We start from the raw sequence: 24,379 nt of genomic DNA, 5'->3' as shown, positions 1-24,379 counted from the left end.
AAAATAAAATCTAAAATAGGGGAGTTATTCTTCATGGAATTTTTAAATATTCTTTGGGTTATCCTTGGAATAGGATTAATGTTAATATTAAATATTCGTTTTAAAATAAACTCAATGGTTGCATTATTAGCTGCCGCAATATTTGTTGGCTTGATGGCTAAAATGGATTTATTAAGTATTCTTAAAACGATTAAATCAGGATTTGGTGGAACTCTTGGTGAATTAGCTATTATTGTTGTTTTTGGGGCAGTTATTGGCAAATTAATGGTTGATTCTGGTGCTGCTCATCAAATTGCTCAAACATTATTAAAAAAACTTGGAATTAAATATGTAAAACTAGCGATCATTATTATGGGGCTTATATTTGGTCTAGCAATGTTTTATGAAGCTGCATTTATCATATTAGCTCCGTTAGTCATTGCATTAGCAAAAGAAGCAAAAATTCCATTTTTGAAATTAGCTATTCCTGGAGTTGCAGCGGCAACAACCGCTCACTCTTTATTCCCACCACAACCAGGACCCGTAGCTCTAGTAAATGCATATAACGCCGATATGGGAATGGTCTATATTTATGGGTTAATTGTTGCGATTCCTTCGGTCATTTTTGCTGGATTGATTCTTCCTAAAATTTTAGGTAATTTAGAAAGACCAACACCTCAATTTTTACAATCTGAAGCGCCTGTTGATGAAAATAATCTTCCTTCTTTTTTTTCATCCATTACTGTTCCTTTGATTCCGGCTTACATTATGATTGCAACGACAATAGCAAATATATGGTTAGAAAAAGGAACAACTGTTTACTCAGTTCTTAATTTTATTGGCTCATCTCAAATTTCAATGTTTATTGCTATGATTGTTGCATTTATATTATTTGGAAAAAAACTTAATCATTCAATGGAATGGGTTATGCATTCTTTTGACAATGCAGTAAAAGGTATTGCAATGGTTGTATTAATTATTGGTGCCGGCGGTGCATTAAAACAAATTATTATTGATACTGGAATTGGTGATACTATTGGACAATTGATGTCAACGGGAGGGGTCTCACCTTATATTATGGCGTGGTTAATTACTGTGCTAATTCGTTTAGCAACAGGGCAAGGAGTTGTTTCTGCAATGACAGCGGCTGGTATTATTGGTGCTGCTGTTATTGATCCAACAACAGGTGTTATGAATGGAGTTAATCCAGCATTACTTGTGCTTGCTACTGCAGCTGGTTCTAATACATTAACACACATCAATGATGCGTCTTTTTGGTTATTTAAAGGTTATTTTGATTTATCGATTAAAGATACTTTAAAAACATGGGGACTGTTAGAATTAGTTAATTCAATTGTCGGTTTAATTGTTGTTCTTGTTATTAGTCTTATTGCTTAATAGTGACCTTTCTAAAAAGATTAACCGCTATAATTTACAGTTAGTCTTTTTTTATTATTTTTATCTATTATCTTTAATTAAAGTTTAAAATTTAACTTAATAAAGTAATCGTTATCAAACTGTAAATATATTTTTTAAACAGGACATTTTTAATGAAATGAGGTAAATTATTTAATATTGAATTGTTCATTTATACCGAATTAATTGACCTATTTTTATTAAGAAGTAAAGGTAAAAACAAAATATGCGCTATAATGAGCCTCAAATGTTATCATCAATATTATCTCAGGAATCATGTTTATCTGAGATAAAAGATAGAACATTTGCATTGAGTAAATTAAGTCATGTTATCAATGAGTTGTTACCATCGCCATTGAAACAACAGTGCCGAGTGGCTAATTATCGCCAAGGGGTTCTTGTTCTTGAAGTTAGTTCAGCAAGTTGGTTAACTAGATTGAAATATGAACAAAGCAATTTAATCTCTGAGATACGGAAAAACATTTTACCGTCACTATCCTCTATCCAATATCGGATTAATCCAAACATTTCGGTAACATTGTCACAGTGCCATTTTAATGTTTCTAAATTACCTTTAGGCTCAAGTTTGATGACCGAAAAAAGTGCAATGTTTTTATATGAGTTAGCAGAAAATGCGCCAGATAAATTGAAAAAACAATTGATAAAACTTGCTAACCATGCAAAATAAATACTGATAATCGAGTTTCAATTTTATAAAATTATATATCTTAAAAATACAAGGAGTGGATTATGGATAAAGATATGTTGATTTATCTTATAATTGGGTTAGCAATTGGTTTTGTTGTTGGTTTTATTTTTACGAGCATTATTAGCCCTAAAGCTCGTAAATATGCCAAAGTTAAACAAGAGTTAGAGCAAACGAAAGATGAATTAGTAGCACAAAAACAAATGATTGCTAAACACTTTTCACATAGTGCAGAGATATTAGATAATATGGCGAAAGATTTTCGTCGTCTTTATCAACATATGGCTGAAAATTCTAGTCAATTTGTGGATAATGATAGTATCCAGTCTTTGGATTTCGATTCTAGCTCTGATTTAAAATTGGACGGAACAGACGAAATTACACTTGGTAAACAACCTAGAGATTATTCTGATAATCCTTCTAATTTATAAAGCAGATGGAAATAAATCTTAATTATTAGCGATTTATTCACCATTATTTCATGGCAAAGCATTTTTATAGAGATTAATTTTTTGTAAAGGCGAGAGATTTTAAAATGATTGATTCATTAAGAAAACAAAAAAAATTGTTAAGTATTTGGGCATTAGGTTTGGGACTAAGCCTGTCTTCAGTGCTGAATGTTTATGCTTCTTTTCCTTCCATCCCAACTGATAATAACGCACAGCAACCAAGTTTAGCTCCTATGCTTGAAACAGTATTACCTTCAGTTGTCAGTATTAAAGTTGAGGGTACTGCGCAAATGCAAAATGATATGCCAGAGGAATTTAGACGATTTTTTGGTTATCCTGATAGTCAATCAAGAGCCTTTTCTGGGCTAGGATCAGGTGTAATTATTGATGCTGAAAAAGGATATGTTGTTACTAATAATCATGTTATTGATAATGCTGATAAAATAACGGTTTCATTAAATGACGGACATGAATACAAAGCAAAACTTATTGGCAAAGATCCACAAAGTGATATTGCTTTACTTAAAGTCGAAGATGCAAAAAAATTAACCGCAATTAAGCTTGCTGATTCAGATAAGCTACGTGTTGGTGATTATGTGGTTGCAATTGGAAATCCATTTGGCATTGGGCAAACTGTCACTTCAGGAATTATTTCAGCACTTGCTCGAACTGGTCTTAATATGAATGGTTTTGAGAATTTTATCCAAACTGATGCATCAATTAATCAGGGTAACTCCGGTGGGGCACTGGTTAATTTGAATGGTGAATTAGTCGGTGTAAATACTGCAATTATTGCACCTAGCGGAGGAAATGTTGGTATCGGTTTTGCAATTCCGAGTAATATGGTGAAAAGTTTAACTTCTCAACTTATTGAATATGGTGAGGTTAAACGCGGTGTGCTTGGTATAAAAGGTAACGAGTTAACATCTGATATTGCAAAGGCATTTGATCTAGATATACAAAAAGGTGCATTTGTCAGTGAAGTTCTAGATGATTCTGCGGCAAAAGCGGCTGGAATTAAGTCTGGGGATGTTATTGTTTCAATGGATGGTAAACCAGTAGATAGTTTTGCTGAATTAAGAGCTAAGATTGCAACAACAGGTGCTGGACGAACAGTAAAATTAGGATTAATTCGCGATGGAAAAGAGATAACTGTTAATGTTAAATTAAAAAATAGCGATGAGTCGTCTACTGAAGCCAAATCTCTTCATGCAGCCCTTGATGGCGCAAATTTAAGTAATGGTGAAGTAAAAGGACAAAAAGGTGTGTTAATTGAAAGCATTGCTAAAAACTCTCCTGCATCTCGTTTAAGTTTACAAGAAGGTGATCTTATTACTGGTGTTAATAAAGAAAGAGTGAATAATATTGCCGAGTTGCGTAAAATCATTGATAGTAAACCATCAGCTATTGCTTTGAATATTATACGAGGTAATAGTCGAATTTACCTTATTTTACGCTAATTATGAAGCCTCAATTTCGCCGATATCTTTATCGGCGAAAACTCTCATATTAAGCTTTGATTAGATATGGTAGAATTTCATCTATCATCTTATTACTACCCAAATAACCCACAAATGCTTAAAAAATTTTTATGGCCAATATTAATTGGTACGGTTTTAGCTATTGTTTTATTGATTATTTTTCCTTCTTTGCAAAAAGGGAATCAATCAAATTTTCCAAGTTCAATTTTTAGTGATAACCCATTAAGTTATTCTAGTGCAGTTAAAATAGCAGCTCCTGCAGTGGTTAATATTTATAGTCGCTCAATTAATTCTTTATCTAAAGAATCACAAGCTAGCGCAATAACTCCGCTTGGTTCAGGAGTAATTATGAGTGAGCAAGGTTATATTGTTACTAATTATCATGTTGTTGACGGTGCAGAACAAATTATTGTTGCATTACAAGACGGGCGGATTTTTGAAGCGCTGCCTGTTGGTTCTGATAAGTTAGTGGATATTGCAGTGTTAAAAATTGAAGCAACTAATCTTCCAACTATATCCATAAACCCAAATCGTGAGCCCCAAATTGGTGATGTAGTTTTAGCAATTGGTAATCCTTACAATATAGGTCAAACCATTACACAAGGTATTATTAGTGCTACTGGTCGTGATGGGTTAAGTCCTTATCGACGACAAAATTTTATTCAAACTGATGCATCAATAAATCATGGTAATTCTGGTGGAGCACTCGTTAATACTAAAGGTGAATTGATGGGAATTAATACACTCACTTTTGCAAAAAATTTAGGTAATGATGTTCCTGAAGGCATTGGATTTGCAATTCCAACTTCTTTGGCTGTAAAAATTATGAATAAATTAATTCAGGATGGAAAAGTTATTCGTGGTTATATTGGGATTGATGGTTTAGAGTTTGCGCCCACTCAAAATCCAAGTGATATACCCGTGGTATTAGGTATTTTAGTTACCAATACTGAAGGTCCTTCATTACAGGCGGGCATACAAACTAATGATATCTTGATTATGGTAAATAATAAGCCTGTTAAATCAATAGTTGAAACAATGGATCAAATTGCTGAGTTGAAACCGGGTACGACTGTCCCCATTATTGTATTGCGAAATGGTGAAAAGGTTGAGTTACAAGTAACAATAGGGTTGTTACCTGTTTAATTAGTTTTTTGTCGCTTGATTATTTAAGCTTTAAGGCATATAATTCGCAACCTTATCATGTTTTTTAACACTCGTATGGTGTATAGATTTTGCTTTTATAGCCGTTTATATAGCGATACGAACAAACTTTAGAGGTTTATTATGAAAGAAGGTATCCATCCAGAATATACTGCAATTAATGCAACTTGCTCTTGCGGTAACGTAATTAAAACGCATTCAACTATTGGCCATGATATTCATCTTGACGTATGTGGTGAATGCCATCCGTTTTATACAGGTAAACAACGTGATGTTGCAACTGGCGGACGTGTAGATAAATTTAAACAACGTTTTGCTATGGTTGGTGGTAAAAAATAATATTGCGATAAGCAATAATAAAAAGGCGCTTAGTGCGCCTTTTTATTATTTAAGAAAAATTAATATTGAAAAATAATTTTTTACTCATCAATTAAATCTGGATCGATGCCTAATTTTCGCATCATTTTTTGTGTTTTTATTGGGATACCATCTTCTCGGTCTTTTTGCAAATCTTCATCACATGGTAAAGGTTGACCTGTGTAAGCATGAAGAAAAGCTTCGCACAATAATTCACTATTTGTGGCATGACGCAAATTATTCACTTGTCTGCGAGTACGCTCATCAGTTAGTATTTTTAATACTTTAAGTGGAATTGATACTGTGATTTTTTTTACTTGCTCACTTTTTTTACCATGCTCTGCATAAGGGCTTATGTATTCGCCGTTCCATTCCATTATTGTTCACCAAAATTACATCACAAATAATGTGGTTAATTTTATCTTTTTTTTCATATTACTGCAATCTACACATCAAGACAGTTAGACGTCTAGACATGTTGACGTCTTTTTTTTATATGTTATGCTTACAAGACTAATCTTATATTAAATAAAATATTGTTTGAGGGCATTATCATGACTATTCAAACTGAAAACTTAAGTCAAGGGACGATTGCTGTTCGCGGTGGATTAAATACCGACGATCAATATGGCAGTGTTGTTCCAGTTATCACACCATCTACTTGTTATCGCTATGAGGCTTTTGCAAAACCAAGAGAGTTTGACTACGGTCGAAAAGCCAATCCTAGCCGTCGCTTGGTAGAGCAAACGATTGCTAAATTAGAAGGAGGCATTGATGCCATTTTAACTAATTGTGGTATGTCGGCAATTCATTTGATCAGTGTTGCATTATTAGCTCCTAATGATTTAGTTGTTGCACCACATGATTGCTATGGAGGTAGCTATCGCCTTTTTAATAGCTTAAGTCAACGTGGTTATTTTAAAGCCAAATTTGTTGATCAATCCGATCCTGTTGCATTAAAAGAAGCGCTTAGTTTACGCCCAAAATTAGTATTAATTGAAACACCAAGTAATCCTTTATTACGTGTTGTTGATATTCAAAAAATTGCAGAGCAAGCTCATCAAGTTGGGGCATTAGTTTTAGTTGATAACACCTTTATGACCCCGATATTACAAAAACCGCTAGAACTTGGTGCCGATATTGTTAGCCATTCTTGTACTAAATTTTTAAACGGACATTCAGATTTATTAGCGGGAATTTTAGTCTTTAAAGATCAGCAACTAGCTACAGATGTTTTATGGTGGGCTAATAATATTGGTACGATGACGTCATCATTTGATAGCTATCTTCTGTTGCGTGGATTAAGAACACTTTCAGCGCGAGTAAAACTACAGCAGGACAATGCACAAAAAGTTGTTCAATACTTAGCTAATCATCCAAAAATAGCTAAAGTCTATCATCCATCTTTACCGTCAAACCTTGGGCACGATATCGCCCAAAAACAGCAAAAAGGCTTTGGCTCATTACTTAGTTTTGAATTAGTAGGTGATGCTGATACCATGCCAACGTTTTTAGAGTCGCTTAAAATTTTCACCTTAGCTCAATCACTTGGCGGTGTTGAAAGCCTTGTATGCCATCCTGCAACGATGACTCACTCAGGCATTAGTGCTGAGGCTCGAAAAACAGCAGGGATTTCAGATCAGTTATTGCGTATTTCTGTCGGCTTGGAAGATATTGCCGATTTACTTGCTGATTTAGAACAAGCATTGGCAAAAGTGTAGTGTCTATTTTTGCGCATCTATATTTAGCTATTTGGATTAATGAAATAGATTTATTTCGTTAATCCTATTGGTTTTTATATTCCTTAATACATTGGCAAGCTAAAATAGTCGTTTGTTATTTTTTTAATGGCAGAAAAGACCTCATCAATAGTGTGTTTTCTGCTTCGACTACATACTTTGGCCATTTCTTGGCAGACTAAACATTGCCTTGAGTGGTGATCAAATTTAGCGCGAGAAATACTTTGTTGGGTTATTGGGTCAATAACATCAATATCCCATAGGCGACCTAAAGGATGATTATCTTCGATATTAATACAGCATTGCTTTAGTATATCGGCTGAGCATTTTGCGACAATAATGGCTTCACAGCCAGTAATGTGATGAAAATGGGTTTCATGTATTAATGAAATATCATTTTTTGATAGGGTACTGTGTATAGTGGCAATGGCCTCTTTAAATAATCGATTCGCGCCACTACTATTTTTTATTGGTCCGGGGATAACTAAACTTAACGAAATAAGTGGATAATGATAACGTTTTATTGCTTCTTGTTGGCTTTGTACACGTTTTTCTTTAGCCAATAACATCTGTTCAAGTGTGATGGGGGTGCCATCATCAAATTTAATTAATATATCATTCATAATGAAAAAGATAAGTAGCATGGCATCAGCTAATGTCATGCTACTTTGTGGTTAATTAGTCCTTAACTTGACGAACCACATCAATGATTGAACCATCACGGAAATGAACAACACCAACGATTTTATCATTAAATTCAATTGGTTTTGGTTCACCCGTTAACGAAACAGCACGTTGATATAGCTCTTCAATACTCATGACTGGTAAATTAGCCGCTTTTAATCGTTCTGCAATTTCAGGACGAGCAGGGTTAACCGCTATACCATGGTCAGTAACAAGAACATCGACACTTTCACCCGGTGTCACAACCGTTGTAACTTTCTTAATTACAGTAGGGATTCGGCTACGAATGAGTGGCGCAACAATAATAGTTAAATTTGCACCAGCAGCTGTATCACAGTGACCACCTGATGCGCCACGCATAACACCGTCAGAACCGGTTAACACGTTAACGTTATAATCAAGGTCAATTTCTAACGCACTAAGGATCACAATATCTAACTCATCGACACTAGCACCTTTAGAGGCTGGATTTGCATAGACATTAGTTGAAACTTCAATATGATCTTTATTTCGACCTAAAGATTGTCCAGCTGTACCATCAAAGCTTTGAGTATCAAGTAAACGTTTTACTAAACCTTTTTCATGAAGATCAACAATACTAGCCGTAATACCACCTAAAGCAAATGATGCGGTGATATTTTTAGCACGCATACGATTTTCTAGGAAACGTGTTGCTGCGGTTGAAGACGCACCAGAACCAGTTTGAATAGAAAAACCATCTTTAAAATAGCCTGAATATTCAATAACATCTGCTGCATAACGCGCAATCATCAGTTCACGAGGGTTACTAGTGATACGTGCAGCACCAACGCTGATCTTAGTTGGATCACCAACCTCATCAACTTTAACAATATAGTCAACTTGATCTTGGCGAATACTTGCTGGATGATTTGGGTAACCAACAATATCTTCAGTAAGTAATACGACTTTCTTAGCAAATTGAGCATCAACCATAGCATAACCTAATGCACCACATTGTGATTTACCAGATACACCATTAGCATTACCTTGTTCATCAGCAGTTGAAACCGCCAAAAATGCAATATCAATATTAATTTCGCCACTTTGAATCAATTTTACACGTCCGCCGTGAGAATGGATATGAACAGGGTTATCCATCAAACCATGTGAAATGGCATCAGCTAATTTACCACGTAAACCCGATGTATAGATTTTTGTAATTACACCCGATTCGATATGAGGGATAAGTGCTGAATTACAACTTAATAGTGAGCTTGATGCTAATGTTAAGTTTTTAATGCCTAATTTGCTAATTGTTTCAACGACTTTATTGATAACTTTATCGCCTTCACGAAATGCATGATGGAAAGAAATTGTCATACCATCACGCAATTCACATTTATGAATCGCTTGTTCAATAGAGTCACACAATTTACGCGTATATTTAGACTCATCTTTTAAATAAGGAGTCGTAGCGTTAGCGTCAATAAATGGCGTGATATTCTTGAGATCTGGATGCTGTTTAAGCAAATCATCAATTTTTTTATTTATAGAAGTCATCATTTTAATCCTATCAAATTTCTTTACGTACACCGGAATATTTTGCTAACTCAATCACTTTTCTAGCACGAGCAATAATCGGTGCATCAATCATTTTGCCATTTAGAGAAATAACACCAAGGCCTTTTCTTTCACCTTCTTCAGCAGCTTCAACCACTTTTTGGGCGTTTTCAACTTCAGCAGCGGTTGGTGCATAAGCATTGTGTAACAGTTCAATTTGTCTTGGATTAATAAGTGATTTACCGTTATATCCAAGTTTCTTGATTAGGCTGACTTCTTTTAAGAAGCCTTCATCGTCATTAACATTTGAATACACCACATCAAAAGCATCAATGCCAGCCACTCGCGCGGCATGTAAAACAGCACAGCGAGCATAAAATAACTCAGTACCATCGCCACGTTCAGTTTGCATATCGACAAGATAGTCAAATGCAGCTAGAGCAATACCAATTAAACGAGGTGAAGATTTAGCGATAGAAACCGCATTCACAACGCCTTGAGCAGATTCAACAGCGGCCATCAGTTTAGTGCTGCCTACTTCACGTCCACACTCTTTTTCAATTCGTTCTACATGTGCTTCTAGTTCGTGAATATCTTCAGCACAGTTGGTCATTGGTAAACGTATAACATCAACACCAGCTCTTACTACGGCTTCAAGGTCTTTTAAACCAAATGGAGTATTAAGTGCATTGATTCGTACCACTGTTTCAATTCCATGCTCTTTATAAACAGGAAGACGTAACGTTTGTGCTACTAATAAACGAGCTGAATCCTTTTCTTTAATTGAAACCGCATCTTCAAGGTCAAACATAATTGAATCGGGTTTATAAACAAAAGAGGTTGATAGCATTGCCGCATTTGCGCCTGGAAGAAATAGCATACTTCGACGTAATTTTTTCATAGTAATTTACTCCAATCTAAGTTTTCTTCTTCTGCGCCACGTAATACTGCACATTGAATTCTTGCTTTGATAGCACAATCAAGTGCGCCTTTATCATCAATAATAATTAAGCCATCTGTTACGTTCAGATCTTGTAATGTTTGCTCAACCACAGCGCGAATTTGATCACCAAATTGCTTATTAACATCGCTATTAATAACAATTTCAATCCCGGTATTAGGCATGACTTTGACTAACAAATCACTTGATTCGAGAGTCCCTGCCATGGCTTCTTTTTGTATTTTCATTTTTTTACCTTTTAAAATGTATTAAATTTTAAATTTATCTAAATTAGCTGAAAGGTAATTCCACGTTGTTGGTGGAACTAGCTTTTTTACCTGTTCATATTGCTCAGATGCTAATAATTTCCTCACTAATGAGGCTGATACAATAGTATCCCCTTCGGTTATTCGTGGAACCTCAACAACAGTAATCGCTGATTGTACACTGATAGCTTTATCTTCAAGCCAATAAGACATTGCTTCGTTATAAGCTTTAGTGACTTCATCATATGGTTCAGTTCCAACAAAGCGATAGGTGATATTCAGTGCTGGCGCGATATAGTTTCGGAATATAAGCAGATCGATGCCCATATAAGCTCGATCTATTTTTGCCTTATCTTTTAGAAAATAAGTAGGAAACGTTGCTCTTGAAATAATATAAGGCGAGCTTGCGTGTACTGTAACATTTTTTATGTGTTTAGATCCATCTTTGACTAATTGTAAACGAGTCTCAAACGAAAATAGCGACGCATTTTCATTAACAACAAAAACGTGCAACCAGTCACACTGGCTAGCTGCGTACTGTATAAGATATTGATGACCTTTTGTGAAGGGGTTAGCGTTCATTACAATACTACCGATTTTTTCCCCTTCTTTTTGTTGTGTATTGAGTTTTTTACAATACTGCCTAATACCGACTGGGGTGTTTTCCATCAGAACAGCCAGATCGGTGATTTCAACAATAGGATAAAAACCACATCCCTTAAAAAAATCTATGTTTTCAGGTTTAGTATATAAAAAAAGGTGAAAATAACCATTCTCGTTAGCATATTTTATGGTGTGATCCATTAACGTCAGATTTAGTTGATTACCACGATAATCAGGATCAACAGCAACACATTTAATAATATCCCGATCAATACCTGCACAAGCAATAATTGTAGTGTTAAATTTTGCCACAACAAAAATAGTAACTTGAGAATCTAGCTTAAGATCGGCTCGCGATAATAACTGCTCAACACCTTGATAATCTTGTTTTGATTGAGAAATATCAATAACTGTATAATCAACCAAATCGTACATAAATTTACCTTTTTTCAGCGACTACATAATTGGTTAAACGGCCAATCCCCGTAATTTCAACTTCTATTGTATCACCATCTTGCATAAATACAGGAGGATTACGTTTTTTCCCTACACCACCTGGTGAACCGGTTAGGATCACATCGCCTGGTGATAAACGGGTAAATGTACTAATATAAGAAATTAATTCAGGGACAGTATGCACAAGATTTTTGATTGAATCATGTTGCATTTCTTGACCATTTAAATAAGTCGTTAACGATAATACTTTGGGATCAGGAATTTCATCACTTGTTGTAATACATGGACCAAATGCACCTGTGCTTGGCCAGTTTTTACCTGCGGTAAACCAAGTATATTGCCAGTCACGAATTGAACCATCCATATAACAGCTATAACCTGCCACATGAGATAACGCCTTTTCTTGGCTAATACGAAAACCCGCTTTACCAATAATAATAGCTAATTCACCTTCATAGTCTAATTCATTAGTGATAGCTGGTTTAATGATATTGGTTTTATTTCCTGTTTGAGAATCAGGAAAGCGAACAAAAAGAGTGGGTGCTGAACTGGTTTCATTAAATTCTGCTCGTTTTTCAGCATAATTCATACCAACACATAAAATTTTATTTGGATTTGGAATAACCGGTAAGTAAGTAATATCTTGTTCATCAATGTCGCTTGGGGCATCAAGATAGGTTTTAGCCATCGCTAGACCTTCATCATCGGCAAGTAATGATTTTAAATCGGCGTATTTATCACCTAATTTTTGTTTCAAATCAACAATGCCATTGTGAGTAAGAAGACCAAAACTTGCTCTATCAGAGACAAGATAACTGACAAGCTTCATGAAAACTCCTTAAAAGCTGTTTGTGCTAATTGTAACTATAAAATAAACAACCCTAGTATAAACTAAGGTTGTTTTTTGAAATGTAAAATCTATACTAAGAAATTGCCCAGAATAAGTAATGATACAGACACATTGATTGCACCACCAATACGCGTTGCGATTTGTGCAAATGGCATTAATTCCATACGTTCAGCAGCAGTTAGAATTGCCACGTCACCAGTTCCGCCTTGACCACTTTGACAACAAGAGATAACCGCAGCATCAACGGGATACATACCAAGTGCTTTTGACACAAAGAAACCAGTAGTAACTAAGCTCACAACAGTACAAACAATAACAATTAAGTTAGTAATAGTGAAAGCATCAACAATTCTTTCCCATGGAGTAATTGCCACACCTACTGCAAATAGAATAGGATAAGTTACAGATGTTTGGAAAAATTTATAAACAACTTGTGAACCACTTAATACTTTTGGTGAAACACCTGATACTAACTTAACAAAAACGGCAGCAAATAACATTCCAACTGGCGCTGGAAGGCCGATTAATTTGTGACCAATCATACCTACCATATAAAGGATAGCGGCTAATAAAACACCTGATGCAAATGTTGTAACGTCAATTGCCATTTCAGTTTTAGCATTTTTTTGGTTCATTGACTCATCATCTTTAGACGCAGGTAATAAACGACCATTACCAGTTAAATGTGGATAAGCTTTACCAATACGGTTAAGAACACCACCACAGATAATACCGGTTAAACCACCAAGCATAACAATTGGTAACACACGACCAAGTGCATCGCCTTGTTCCATACCTAAAATTGTAGCATAACCGATTGAAAGAGGAATCGCCCCCTCACCAACACCACCAGCCATAATCGGTAATACTAAGAAGAAAAATGTTTCAAACGGTGTTAAACCAAGAAAATAACCAACAGACACGCCAACAATCATACCAGCAATTTCACCACAAAGCATTGGTGCGAAGATTCTTAAGAAGCCTTGAATAAGTGTTCGCTTATCCATGTTCATGATACTACCCACGATAATACAGCAGATATATAAGTAAAGGATATGGGTATCTTTATAGAATTTAGTTGTTGCTTCAACAACTGGTTTAGGCAAAATACCATAATAAACTAGTGCAGATGGAATAAACGTTGCACAAATTGCCGCAGCACCCATTTTACCAACGATAGGTAAACGCTTACCAATTTCACCACATAGAAAGCCAAAGAAAGCACAAGTAACGACCATTACAACGATTTCGCTAGGTAATTTACCAGTTACTAACACTTCTACACCAATAAGAATACCGGCGATAATAAATAGTGGAAGTGGGATGACACCAACTTTATAATTATCCATTAGTCGCCACCAATTATATGGCCAGCCACTTAGGTTTTGTTCAACAGTTTTACTTGTTGATTTTTTGTCGTTATAGTTCTTTTCAGATGAGTTGAAATTCACCATTACTTTTTTTCTCCAAAATGATTTTATTTATTCGAACGTAATGGCGCGTATCTTTACAAAAATTTAATAAAATTTTTGTGATATAAATCATAAATTAACTGTGGTTTTTATGGTTTTAAAGGCTATATGTTTTTTAATGCTGTGTTACACTTACTCTAATCTAATACAAAAGTTGTGTAAACATGCTAAAAAAATCCCAGTTAACGTTTACAACAAAGCTATTTTTATCGCTTTTGTTGTTTTCATTGATTGTTCTTGCATTATTGCAAAGCTACATTTGGAATACAACAGAAACCAATTTATACAGAAGCCTCGGTGAAAAGGCGCAAATTCAAGCAAAAGAGTTATCTGTTTTACCAAGTTTAATTCAATATGTCAAAAATAATGATACAAATGAAATAGCTAATTTAATTAACGATATATTTGAACAAAGTGATGCAAGCTATATTGTTATTGGTGATGCCAATGCAAATCGACTATTTCATACCGCAAATAGTCCGTTGCATTCGCCTATGGTTGGTGGCGATAACCGAGAGGTTCTTAATGGCAATAGCAGTGTTACCATTAGTCATGGATCTCTTGGCCTAGCGTTACGAGGCAAAGCACCTATTATTGATAACGGAAACGTTATTGGCATTGTGTCTGTTGGCTATATGATCGACGATATTTATGAATTACATATCAGCCAGTTTATACCGATTATTGTTTTTTGTTCGCTACTTTTTTTGGCATTATTTATTTTCTCATTTTGCTTTTCAAAATCGATAAAAAAACAGATGCTCAACTTAGAACCAAATGAAATAGCACTGTTAGTGAAAAGCCAAAAATCGATTATGGAGTCCATATTTGAAGGCATTATCGCCATTGATACTCATTATCAAATAATTAATATTAACCAATCGGCTAGATGCATGTTAGATATTACTAATAGCGATGAATTGTTAATCAACCGTAAATTAAGCGACTTTATAAAATCTAATGATTTTATTTATGGCAGTGACAACCAACATCAAGATATACACGACCACATCTGTTACTTTAACGATATCAGCGTCATCGCCAACCGAATCCGTATCATTGTTGACGAAAAGATCCAAGGATGGGTTATCACTTTTCGCAATTTTAACGATATCAACCTATTGAGTATGCAACTAACACAAGTAACCCAATATGTTGATAATTTGCGCGCTATTAGGCATGAACATCTTAATTGGTTGGCAACATTATCGGGATTGATTTATATGAAACGATATGAAGAAGCACAATCATTTATCGCCTTACAATCCGCTGATAACCAAAACAATTTGGATTTTATTACTGAAAATATCCAAATCCCCGCAATTTGTGGATTACTGATTGGCAAATATTCAAAAGCGCACGAAATCGGCCTAAAACTCATATTTGACCCCGCATGCCAATTAAGTGTATTACCGGCACTTATTAGCGAAACAGAATTTATGTCAATTTTAGGTAATTTACTTGATAATGCTTTCAATGCTAGCTTAAAAAATGAACAAAGCGATAAAACAATTTATTTATATCTTAGTGACGCAACGGACGAAATTGTCCTTGAAATTAGTGACCAAGGTTGTGGGGTCGATCAAGATATTCGTAACTCTATTTTTGAGCCTGGAGTTACCTCTCAAGAAGGTAAAGAACACGGTATTGGGTTACATCTTGTTTCAACCTACATAAAAAAAGCCAATGGTTACATTACATTTGAAGATAATACCCCATATGGAACGATTTTTTCTGTATTTATGCCCAAATAATAGAAAGGTAATTGTATGAACGAATTTCAAGAAAACGCCATCAAAGTACTTATTGTTGAAGATGAACCAATATTAGCCGAATTAAATGCAGAATTTATTCAAAAAGACACCAAAGTCAAAGTCATAGGCATCGCATCAAATCTAGACGAAGCCAAAATTATGGTTGAAAAACTAAAACCGACTTTAATTTTGCTTGATAACTATTTACCTGATGGTCAGGGAATTGAATTATTTGAATATATAATCAATAATCAGCTAAACAGTTATGTTATTTTTATTACCGCAGCAAGCGACATGGATACTTGCAGTAAAGCGATTCGTTATGGCGCATTTGACTACTTAATAAAGCCCGTATCTTACCAACGGCTAAAACACTCGCTTGAGCGTTTTGAACTATTTTTATACCGACAAAGCCTACAAAAACACGTCAATCAACGCAAAATTGATGAACTGTTCAACTTACAAACCAAAGACTTTGTTAACATGAATCGCCGCTCAAAAGGTATTGAAGAAATCACATTACAAAAAGTAAAAGACCTATTTATGCAAACAGATAAAGCGCTCACCGTCGACGAAATCGTAGAAAAGGCTAACATCAGCAAAACAACTGCACGGCGGTATTTAGAATATTGCGTCCAAATCAAATTACTAACGGTAGAGCTTAATCATGGGAAGATAGGTCGACCAGAACGATTATATAAGCGGTTAGGGAAGTAAGGCTTTAAGGAAAGGAGGCGTTTTGTAAAAAAATGGTCAGGAAAGGTATTGATTTTATTAAAGTTTTTTTTGATTGTTTTTTTCATAAAAATCAACTGTTTGCATAATTAGGGTAGCCCACTGACAACTAATAAATTAACAAAACCAATAATAACATACTCTGGATAATAGCCAATTAACGGTCAAAAAGTGATTAGTGGAAGGTATTATTTTTAACAATACTAACTATTTCTTATCATTAAACTTGACAATAAATTAGCAACTCTTGATAATAGCGCCGTTTTTTTAATCTAATAACTTCATTATAACGAGGTAGCAAAATGCCTGTAATTAACACTTTATCTTAATGCCGACTTGGTATTTCTATCATATTGTCTTTTGCTTAGTTTTTTCTAAGCTTCTTCGTTGCAATTCAATCTATAGATTTTTGCCTTGTCGGTTTTCCCTTATTTTTTGGAGAAAACATTATGACAACGGAATCTTATATTCAAAATTTAGAATTAATTAAATATCCACGAACACCTCATTTAGAAGGATCACGCTTACAATTCGGTGATAGTGAACATGGACAGCGTCCTTATAAACAGTTAACTGGTCAGTATATTGTTGTTGAAGAAAAGCTTGATGGTGCAAACTGTGCAATTAGTTTTTCGGCAAGTGGTGAACTTTTGCTTCAATCCCGAGGACATTATTTGATAGGGGGAGCTAGAGAGCGTCAATTTAACCTATTAAAACACTGGGCTTGCGTGCATGAAAACTGGCTACTTGAGCGTTTAGAAGATCGTTATATCCTTTATGGTGAATGGTTACATAAAAAGCATGCTATTTTTTATGATGCATTACCTCATTATTTTTGTGAATTTGATATTTGGGATAGGCAACAAAACTGTTTTTTATCGACTTTAAAACGGCATCAGTTATTAGCTGACGGTCCTATTTTATCGGTACCTGTGTTGTTTGCAGGGCTTGCTCCCGCTAAATTAAGTGATTTATTAGCGTTAATTACATCTTCTTTAGCTAAAACCGCCAATTGGCGTGCTTGTTTTGAAAAGATGGTAATGCGTGAAAAACTTGATTTAACTAGAGCTTGGCAACAATGTGATGATTCTGATTTGATGGAGGGATTATATATTAAAATCGAATCGGAAGAGCAAACGCTTGATCGCTTAAAATGGGTTAGGCAAGATTTTGTTCAGGCGATTTTAGATGCAGGACAGCACCATAGTGAACAGCCTTTTATTCCAAACCAATTGGCTCAAAATGCTCAGTTATATACGCCACAATTGACGGTGAATTGGAATAATCGATGCCTAAATGGAGGTAAGTGATGAATTACCAAGCATTAAAACAGCAAATAGCAAGTACCTTGGCAACTGATGATTTTAGTCCATGGTTAACGTGTATTCCTGAATTGAATGACTTAATCATTACACCGCAAGATCCCTCGCACCATGGCGAGGGTAACGTTTGGATTCATACGCAAATGGTGATACGGGCATTATTGGCAGAAGAAGAATTTGCCAATGCAACAGAAGATGAGCAGTTTGTATTATTTATGACGGCTTTGTTGCATGATATCGCTAAACCTGAAACCACGGTTATTGATGAAGACACAGGTAAAATTACGCAACCACGGCATTCCAAAAAAGGCGAGATTCGTAGTCGTATTTTATTATGGCGAATGGGTGTACCATTTGATTTACGTGAGCAAATTTGCCGAATCATTAGTGTACATCAAGTGCCTTTTTTTGCATTAAGTGATGCGCAAAAAAAGAGATCGCCTGAGTTTTTAATTCATCGTTTATCATGGCAATTGCCTATTTGGATGTTATGCCTGCAAGCAAAAGTGGATATGAAAGGGCGCATTTGTGCTGATAAAAAAAGAGCACTTGATGAAGTTGAATTATTCAAGCAGTTGGCGCTTGAGGAGGCGTGTTTATATCAGCCTCGCCAATTTGTTGATGATTATACTCGAGTGCAATATTTTCGAGGCAGTAATGTGTTACCTGATTATCCATTGTTTCCGCAAAAAGGTTCTCATGTGATTATGCTATCGGGTTTACCTGCTTCAGGTAAAAATAGTTGGATCAGTCAGCATTACCCAACTTGGGCGGTTGCTTCTTATGATGATGCTAGAACTGAGCTAAAATTAAAGCATGGTGAAAACGAAGGGCTTGTTATTCAATTTGTTCTGGCAAAGGTTAAACAGTGGTTAAGAGCAAAACAACCTTTTATTTGGAATGCGACTCATTTATCGCAAGAGATGCGTCAAAAAGCATTGGATTTGCTTTATGCTTATCATGCGAATGTGGAAATCGTCTATCTTGAACAGCCAGAAAAAGAGTTGTATCGCCGTAACTCTGCGCGGGATACGACCTTGCCAAATAAAACCATTCAACGGTTATTAAATAAATGGGAAGTTCCACTACAGACTGAAGCGCATAAGGTGAGTTATTTAATTAATTCATAACACTATTATTCATATTATATCATACTCATTGGGGCTGATATTAAGCCCCAAAATTGGTTGAATGATAGTGATAATTTATTTTTTTTGCTTATTTTCTTTATTATATTGAAACAAAAACCAAGTCACCGCAATTAAATCCGCCGTGCCTCCTGGGCTTAAATTACGTTTAATTAATTCAATATCAAGCTGATGAAGGTTCTGCCGTGCTTGAGGATGAGCAATACCGCCTTGTTTGATCAGTTTTTGGGCTTGCTCTTGAACAAAAGCCAACCCTTCAAGTCCACCTCGAGCAACCAAGTTGGTATCTTGATTAAAGGCAAGCAAATGTAACATTACTTGTAATAAGCTAGTTTCTTCGTCGTAACTGTGATTTTGCATTTCTTGATAAATAGGTAATGAAATGTTTCTAACTGTCGCATAACCTGATTCAGCTTCACCTCGTGCGCCAGAGAGTTTGTGGCGTTTAAATAATTTTTCGCCTATTGAATTAGCTTGGTTATTTTGTTGTAGTTCGCTGTGGACGATGCCTTGGCAAATTGCTGAAACTTGCTCACAAATGCTTTGTGCATTGGTCGACAAGCCGAGTTGTTCTAATCGACCTATCGCCCCTAACAACAATCCAAAGGCAAAAATTCCTCCTTTATGGGTATTTATTTGGTTAGTAGCTTGGAACATGGCTTGTTCGCACTCAATACCAATAGGTCTAATACCGGCTAAAAATAGGTTGTTATCGTGTAAAGCTGATGTTTTTCCGTAGTTGTAAAAATGTTCAAACCAGTGACTAATGGCGTTGATGCTGTGGACAAAGGTTTGAAAATCCATGTCACGATGGGAGCCACTATTATTCATGTCAACCAGTCCGGGCTTAGGTGACAGACAAATTTCTTTAATGAGCGCTTGGGTTGCCAGTTTTGCAGGTAAACATCGGTTGGGGTCATTATTGAGTTTTAGTTCTAATAATGCTATTTGCTGATAATAATTATTCATTATTATTTTTACCTATTGGGATGAGAGTTAGTATGTTGTGCGCTACGATGGTGTAATAAACCAATCCATTGTTTTAAATGGTTTGGTTTATTATAAAAATTAGTAATCACTAGTTGATACAGCAAGTACTTCCCGATTGCCGTTGTGGCTTGGGGCGCTAATGATGCCCTCAACTTCCATTTGTTCTACAATTCGGGCAGCACGGTTATAGCCGATTCTAAATTTTCGTTGCACACTAGAAATAGACGCTCGTCGGGTTTCGACAACAAATGCGACAACTTGATCAAATAATGGATCAAGTTCTTCGCCTAACATATCAGCGTTGCTGTTTTCGCTATCATCGCTCGCTACAGTGACATTTTCAATATATTTTGGCGTGCCACGCGCTTTCCAATCTTGCACAACAGCATGCACTTCTTCATCACGGACAAAGGCGCCGTGTACACGAATTGGTATAGAGCTATTCGGGGCTAAATATAGCATATCCCCCATGCCAAGTAGTGATTCTGCACCCATTTGATCTAAAATAGTGCGTGAGTCAATTTTGCTTGATACGGTAAAGGCAATCCGTGTAGGAATATTGGCTTTGATTAATCCAGTAATGACATCGACCGATGGGCGTTGTGTTGCTAGTACAAGGTGTATGCCTGCCGCTCTTGCTTTTTGTGCAAGCCGTGCAATTAGTTCTTCGACTTTTTTACCAACAGCCATAATAAGGTCAGCAAATTCATCAACCATAACGACAATGTATGGTAACTTTTCAAGCGTTGGCATGTTAAGATCCATGCTGTCGGTTGGTTTCCAAAGTGGATCAGGAATTGGTCTGCCCATTTGTTCTGCTAATTTTATTTTTTCGTTATAGCCTGCAATATTGCGTACGCCTAATGCTGACATTAAGCGATAACGACGTTCCATTTCGTTAACACACCAGTTGAGCGCATTAGCAGCATCTTTCATGTCGGTTACTACTTGAGTTAGTAAGTGAGGGATCCCTTCATAAATAGAAAGCTCAAGCATTTTGGGGTCGATCATTATAAACCTGACATCTTCGGGTTGTGACTTATATAAGATGCTTAGGATCATTGCATTGACGCCGACTGATTTTCCCGATCCTGTGGTACCTGCAACCAGTAAATGTGGCATTTTTGCCAGATCAGCAACCACTGATTGCCCAGAAATATCTTTACCTAATACCACGGTGAGAGGAGATTGTGCGTCTTTAAATTGTGGGCTGTCTAAGACTTCTCGAAAATAGACTGTTTGGCGATTTTTATTCGGTAATTCAATACCAACATAAGGTTTGCCCGGAATCACTTCAACCACACGTACCGAAGGCATGGAGAGTGAGCGTGCTAAATCTCGGTCAAGTGTTGAAATTCGTGCAGCTTTAATGCCTGGGGCAAGTTCAATCTCAAAACGGGTTATAACAGGGCCAGGCATGTAGTCAACCACTTTTGCTTTAACGCGGTAGTCAGATAAGCTTTTTTCAATAAGTTCAGACATTGCGCTGAGTGCCGCATGATCCACTTCAATGCGTGCCGTTGGTGGTGCAGTTAATAAGTTTAAAGACGGCAGTGGTGTGGTCGGTTTCGGTAATGGTTTGTCATTACGTCTTAATAATGGGTGTATTAAGCTGTCTTTGTCATCTTCTTCAATGTGTTGAATTTGTTCAATTTCTGGAACTTGTTCAAATTGTTCAAATTGCTCACTTTTTGGGGCGTTTTCAATCCTCGCTTCTTCTGGGTAGATGTCGTCGATAACTGGGTTTTCTTTTTTGAGTGCTTCGGTATCAACGTATTCTTGTTGTTCTATGTTTATGTTTGTTTCCGTTTCGGTATCTGTTATAAGCTCTATATTTGCCGAGTTTTCTGTGTTTGTTGTAACTTCTGATTCTGGTATAAATGGTTGTTTAGTTTCCGCTATTTCAATTGTGGAAACGTCGAGGGTTGCTTCAGATGGTGTTTGTTCATTAGTAAATGTAATTTCAGGTTCATTATGTACTGAAGTAAATAAGGGTTTACTTGGTGCATCTGAAATTGTGTACTTTTCAGATTCTTCGAATGGTAATTTTTGTTCTGATTTTTGTGTTTGTATGACTTGTTTTATTTGCTCCATCGATGAAGATAGCGTTTTTTCTTGCTCTGGCGTTGCTTGATTGTTATTCATGTTTTGAATAATTGATTCAAGGCGAGATAAGATCTCGTCTGGGTCGAGCTCTTTTTTTGATTGGCTATCTGTTTTAGGTGATGTTTCTACCGTCTGGGTCGATGTTGTTAATGTTGGTAATTGTGCATCTTGATGGCGATTGAGTAGTTCGTCTGTTGTTTTTATTGTTATTGTTTCATCTTGTATCGATGCGCTGTTATCCAAAGATTCTGCTTGAGATGCTTCGTTATTAACGATAGATGGTGATTGAATTAGATTGCAATTATCCTCTTTTTGATCGAAAGGAATGGTAAATTGCGGTTCTTTTGTTTCTTCATTGGTTGATGCAATTGGGTTTTTTGATATTGCATCTGTTTGCTCTATTTTATGGGTTTTTCTTGGGGTCATTAACCATCTAATTGGTAAGAGTAATAACATGACAAAAGCGCCCAATTTTTCGATTAGATTCAACCATGATAATCCCGTTAATAACGTGACACAGGCTAAGCAAGTTCCAAGAAGAATTAAGGATAAAGCAAAGCGATCTATAATGGGTAAAAGACTTTCAATCACTATTGCACCAAGGTAGCCACCCGCTTCAAATTGTTCAGCATCACCAATATTTAGCGCAAAAAAGCCAGTAGCGCTAAATATAAATGCTAAAACGCCAATAATCCGAAACGATAAGCTAAAGTAGTTAATCGGATCATTGGTATGTTTATAAAAATAAACGCTTAGCTGTAAACAAATAAAAATGATAATGAAAGGTATGCTATAAGCAATAAAGCCTAAAAATTGGAAAAAAATATCGGTGGTATAAGCACCAATATAACCGCCAAAATTGTTAATAGGATCATGCCAAGCCGTACGAGACCAGGCAGGATCAGATGGATCGTAAGTGAATTGTGATAAAAATAAACAAACAGCTAACCCAATTATTGTTAGTAAAATAAATTGAGTTGTAATCTGTTTTCTTGTAATTTTTGGCTTTTTCAAACACGTACCTAAACATTGTCGTTATTAAATTTGTGGGCATTTTATCATAAATTGCACTCTCTCAAAGAGTGAATATAAAGATAAAACGTCATTAATTGTTATCATTAATTAAATAATACAAGGTTTTCATTAAATCATATGACAATGCGAATTGTTTTTAATTTATGATTAAAATAGTTTTCTAAAAACTCATAAAAAATTTTCCTAAAAATTACTTTATATGGTTTAACTGTATTTTAACAATTAATAACTTGCTGAATTTTTTTGTTTTCTATTTTTTAAGTGTTTATGATGATAAATATCTCCATTAAAGCATGTATCGCTTTTTATTGTTTTATCAAACAATTGACAAGCATATAAGAAGGTATAATAGAAACTAAATTTGAAATAATTAAGTATTTTTTATTAATGTTTAATTAATGGACTTCTATATTAGACTATTCTATAATTTCCTAGTTTTAATAAACTAAAAACAGTAAATGAAAGTAAAGGAAAGTAAAAGAAAATGAAAAAGACATTAATTGCATTAACAACTCTTGTGGGATTCTCTGGTTTGGCTCATGCTGAAAATGGGTTTTATCTTGGCGGTCAATTAGGGGCTTCAGTGCTAGGCGTAAGTAATTTTGAAAATAGCTTGCATTATGGTAGTAGAGGAGTTTTGAAGGATGACCTTTTTGATTCAATGCATAAAACTAAATTAGCAGGTGCTTTGAATTTAGGTTATAATTTCTCAGATTATGATATCCCTGTACGAGCTGAATTATCTTTTACACTACGTGGTAATGCAGAGAAAAAGGAAAATAGACACAATACATACGAAGATTATACTCTTCGTTCTACTCAAAAAACTAAAGCACGAATGAATACATTAATGTTAAATGGTTATTATGACATTGATATGGATTCAGTAGTTACTCCATTTATTGGTGTAGGGTTAGGTGTTGCATTCACTAAATTAGGAAATAGTCATACAGAAAAATATAATGTTTCTGTTGACGGTGTTGATTACGAGCGTTCATTATCAAAAACAAAAACTAAATTTGCATGGAATCTTGCTGCTGGTGTAGCTTATAAAGTTAATAATAATATAAATATTGACTTCACAGCTCGCTATGTTGATGCAGGTAAAGTTACCATTAAGAAACGAAATGAATATTATCAAAATAAAATAAGTGGCGATTTAAGCTCAGTTGATTTATTAGCTGGTATTCGTTATAGCTTTTAAAC

Annotated in this window: 21 protein-coding genes and 1 pseudogene; 12 read left to right on the top strand and 10 right to left on the bottom strand. The window is 35.4% G+C overall.

Features of this window, described 5'->3' with window-relative positions; translation table 11 throughout:
- Positions 1–33: 33 nt before the first annotated feature.
- The 6 genes from gntP (at position 34) to rpmE (ending at position 5,534) form a co-directional block, all read left to right on the top strand.
- A complete protein-coding gene (gene gntP, locus GQ594_RS03485) occupies positions 34–1,377 on the top strand; it encodes a gluconate permease GntP (RefSeq protein WP_160411441.1) in 1,344 nt (447 codons plus the stop codon).
- Between the two features lie 265 nt (positions 1,378–1,642).
- On the top strand, positions 1,643–2,083 hold the full coding sequence (locus tag GQ594_RS03480; RefSeq protein ID WP_160400305.1) for a DUF721 domain-containing protein: 441 nt from the start codon (positions 1,643–1,645) through the stop codon (positions 2,081–2,083).
- A gap of 62 nt (positions 2,084–2,145) precedes the next feature.
- The gene (locus GQ594_RS03475) at positions 2,146–2,532 is read left to right on the top strand and encodes a YhcB family protein (protein WP_160411440.1); all 387 of its coding nucleotides are present in this window, start codon (positions 2,146–2,148) and stop codon (positions 2,530–2,532) included.
- 104 nt (positions 2,533–2,636) lie between these two features.
- On the top strand, positions 2,637–4,010 hold the full coding sequence (locus tag GQ594_RS03470; RefSeq protein WP_160411439.1) for a Do family serine endopeptidase: 1,374 nt from the start codon (positions 2,637–2,639) through the stop codon (positions 4,008–4,010).
- 114 nt (positions 4,011–4,124) lie between these two features.
- Complete coding sequence (gene degS, locus GQ594_RS03465; RefSeq protein WP_160411479.1) at positions 4,125–5,177, top strand: outer membrane-stress sensor serine endopeptidase DegS; 1,053 nt, start codon at positions 4,125–4,127, stop codon at positions 5,175–5,177.
- A 141-nt stretch (positions 5,178–5,318) separates the two neighbouring features.
- Complete coding sequence (gene rpmE, locus GQ594_RS03460; protein ID WP_065636780.1) at positions 5,319–5,534, top strand: 50S ribosomal protein L31; 216 nt, start codon at positions 5,319–5,321, stop codon at positions 5,532–5,534.
- 80 nt (positions 5,535–5,614) lie between these two features.
- Here rpmE and metJ read toward each other — a convergent pair whose 3' ends face one another.
- On the bottom strand, positions 5,615–5,929 hold the full coding sequence (gene metJ, locus GQ594_RS03455; RefSeq protein WP_202112447.1) for a met regulon transcriptional regulator MetJ: 315 nt from the start codon (positions 5,927–5,929) through the stop codon (positions 5,615–5,617).
- A 177-nt stretch (positions 5,930–6,106) separates the two neighbouring features.
- Between metJ and metB the strand changes: the two genes are divergently transcribed.
- On the top strand, positions 6,107–7,273 hold the full coding sequence (gene metB, locus GQ594_RS03450) for a cystathionine gamma-synthase (protein WP_160400309.1): 1,167 nt from the start codon (positions 6,107–6,109) through the stop codon (positions 7,271–7,273).
- 83 nt (positions 7,274–7,356) lie between these two features.
- Here the strand turns inward: metB and citX are convergent, their stop codons facing one another.
- The 7 genes and pseudogenes from citX to GQ594_RS03415 all read right to left on the bottom strand — a co-directional run.
- Positions 7,357–7,953, bottom strand: coding sequence for a citrate lyase holo-[acyl-carrier protein] synthase (gene citX / locus GQ594_RS03445; RefSeq protein WP_160411438.1), 597 nt, complete (start codon positions 7,951–7,953; stop codon positions 7,357–7,359).
- 16 nt (positions 7,954–7,969) lie between these two features.
- Positions 7,970–9,499: a citrate lyase subunit alpha gene (citF, locus tag GQ594_RS03440; RefSeq protein ID WP_237398354.1), complete on the bottom strand. Its 1,530-nt coding sequence runs from the start codon at positions 9,497–9,499 to the stop codon at positions 7,970–7,972.
- A gap of 10 nt (positions 9,500–9,509) precedes the next feature.
- Positions 9,510–10,397: a citrate (pro-3S)-lyase subunit beta gene (gene citE / locus GQ594_RS03435; protein WP_160400311.1), complete on the bottom strand. Its 888-nt coding sequence runs from the start codon at positions 10,395–10,397 to the stop codon at positions 9,510–9,512.
- Positions 10,394–10,684, bottom strand: coding sequence for a citrate lyase acyl carrier protein (citD, locus tag GQ594_RS03430; RefSeq protein WP_160400312.1), 291 nt, complete (start codon positions 10,682–10,684; stop codon positions 10,394–10,396). The genes citE and citD overlap by 4 nt, the downstream gene beginning before the upstream one ends.
- 21 nt (positions 10,685–10,705) lie before the next feature.
- The gene (gene citC / locus GQ594_RS03425; protein WP_160400313.1) at positions 10,706–11,740 is read right to left on the bottom strand and encodes a [citrate (pro-3S)-lyase] ligase; all 1,035 of its coding nucleotides are present in this window, start codon (positions 11,738–11,740) and stop codon (positions 10,706–10,708) included.
- Positions 11,741–11,744: 4 nt separating this feature from the next.
- The gene (locus tag GQ594_RS03420; RefSeq protein ID WP_160411437.1) at positions 11,745–12,590 is read right to left on the bottom strand and encodes a fumarylacetoacetate hydrolase family protein; all 846 of its coding nucleotides are present in this window, start codon (positions 12,588–12,590) and stop codon (positions 11,745–11,747) included.
- Between the two features lie 89 nt (positions 12,591–12,679).
- Positions 12,680–13,972, bottom strand: a pseudogene (locus GQ594_RS03415) (2-hydroxycarboxylate transporter family protein); the annotation flags it as partial.
- 275 nt (positions 13,973–14,247) lie between these two features.
- On the opposite strand from GQ594_RS03415, the gene GQ594_RS03410 reads away from it, so the two are divergent.
- From GQ594_RS03410 to GQ594_RS03395, 4 genes are all read left to right on the top strand, one after another.
- Positions 14,248–15,837 (top strand): ATP-binding protein, encoded by a 1,590-nt coding sequence (locus GQ594_RS03410; protein ID WP_160411435.1) that lies wholly within the window; start codon positions 14,248–14,250, stop codon positions 15,835–15,837.
- A gap of 15 nt (positions 15,838–15,852) precedes the next feature.
- A complete protein-coding gene (locus GQ594_RS03405) occupies positions 15,853–16,554 on the top strand; it encodes a response regulator (RefSeq protein WP_160400317.1) in 702 nt (233 codons plus the stop codon).
- A 467-nt stretch (positions 16,555–17,021) separates the two neighbouring features.
- Positions 17,022–17,882 (top strand): RNA ligase family protein, encoded by an 861-nt coding sequence (locus tag GQ594_RS03400; RefSeq protein WP_160411434.1) that lies wholly within the window; start codon positions 17,022–17,024, stop codon positions 17,880–17,882.
- Positions 17,882–19,024 carry an AAA family ATPase gene (locus GQ594_RS03395; RefSeq protein WP_160411433.1) on the top strand — a complete coding sequence of 381 codons (1,143 nt, stop codon included), beginning with the start codon at positions 17,882–17,884 and terminating at the stop codon, positions 19,022–19,024. Before GQ594_RS03400 ends, GQ594_RS03395 begins: the two co-directional genes overlap by 1 nt.
- Positions 19,025–19,099: 75 nt before the next feature.
- Here the strand turns inward: GQ594_RS03395 and citG are convergent, their stop codons facing one another.
- Both citG and GQ594_RS12390 read right to left on the bottom strand, forming a co-directional pair.
- The gene (gene citG / locus GQ594_RS03390; RefSeq protein ID WP_160401360.1) at positions 19,100–20,011 is read right to left on the bottom strand and encodes a triphosphoribosyl-dephospho-CoA synthase CitG; all 912 of its coding nucleotides are present in this window, start codon (positions 20,009–20,011) and stop codon (positions 19,100–19,102) included.
- A 99-nt stretch (positions 20,012–20,110) separates the two neighbouring features.
- On the bottom strand, positions 20,111–23,152 hold the full coding sequence (locus GQ594_RS12390; RefSeq protein ID WP_160411432.1) for a DNA translocase FtsK 4TM domain-containing protein: 3,042 nt from the start codon (positions 23,150–23,152) through the stop codon (positions 20,111–20,113).
- A gap of 505 nt (positions 23,153–23,657) precedes the next feature.
- Here GQ594_RS12390 and GQ594_RS03380 point away from each other — a divergent pair.
- On the top strand, positions 23,658–24,377 hold the full coding sequence (locus tag GQ594_RS03380) for an outer membrane protein (protein ID WP_160411431.1): 720 nt from the start codon (positions 23,658–23,660) through the stop codon (positions 24,375–24,377).
- Positions 24,378–24,379 lie beyond the last annotated feature (2 nt).

This window comes from Gilliamella sp. Pra-s52, assembly GCF_009795805.1.
Taxonomy (GTDB): Bacteria; Pseudomonadota; Gammaproteobacteria; order Enterobacterales; family Orbaceae; genus Gilliamella.
Note: the sequence above shows the minus strand (reverse complement) of the source record. Positions and strands in the feature narration are given on the sequence as shown.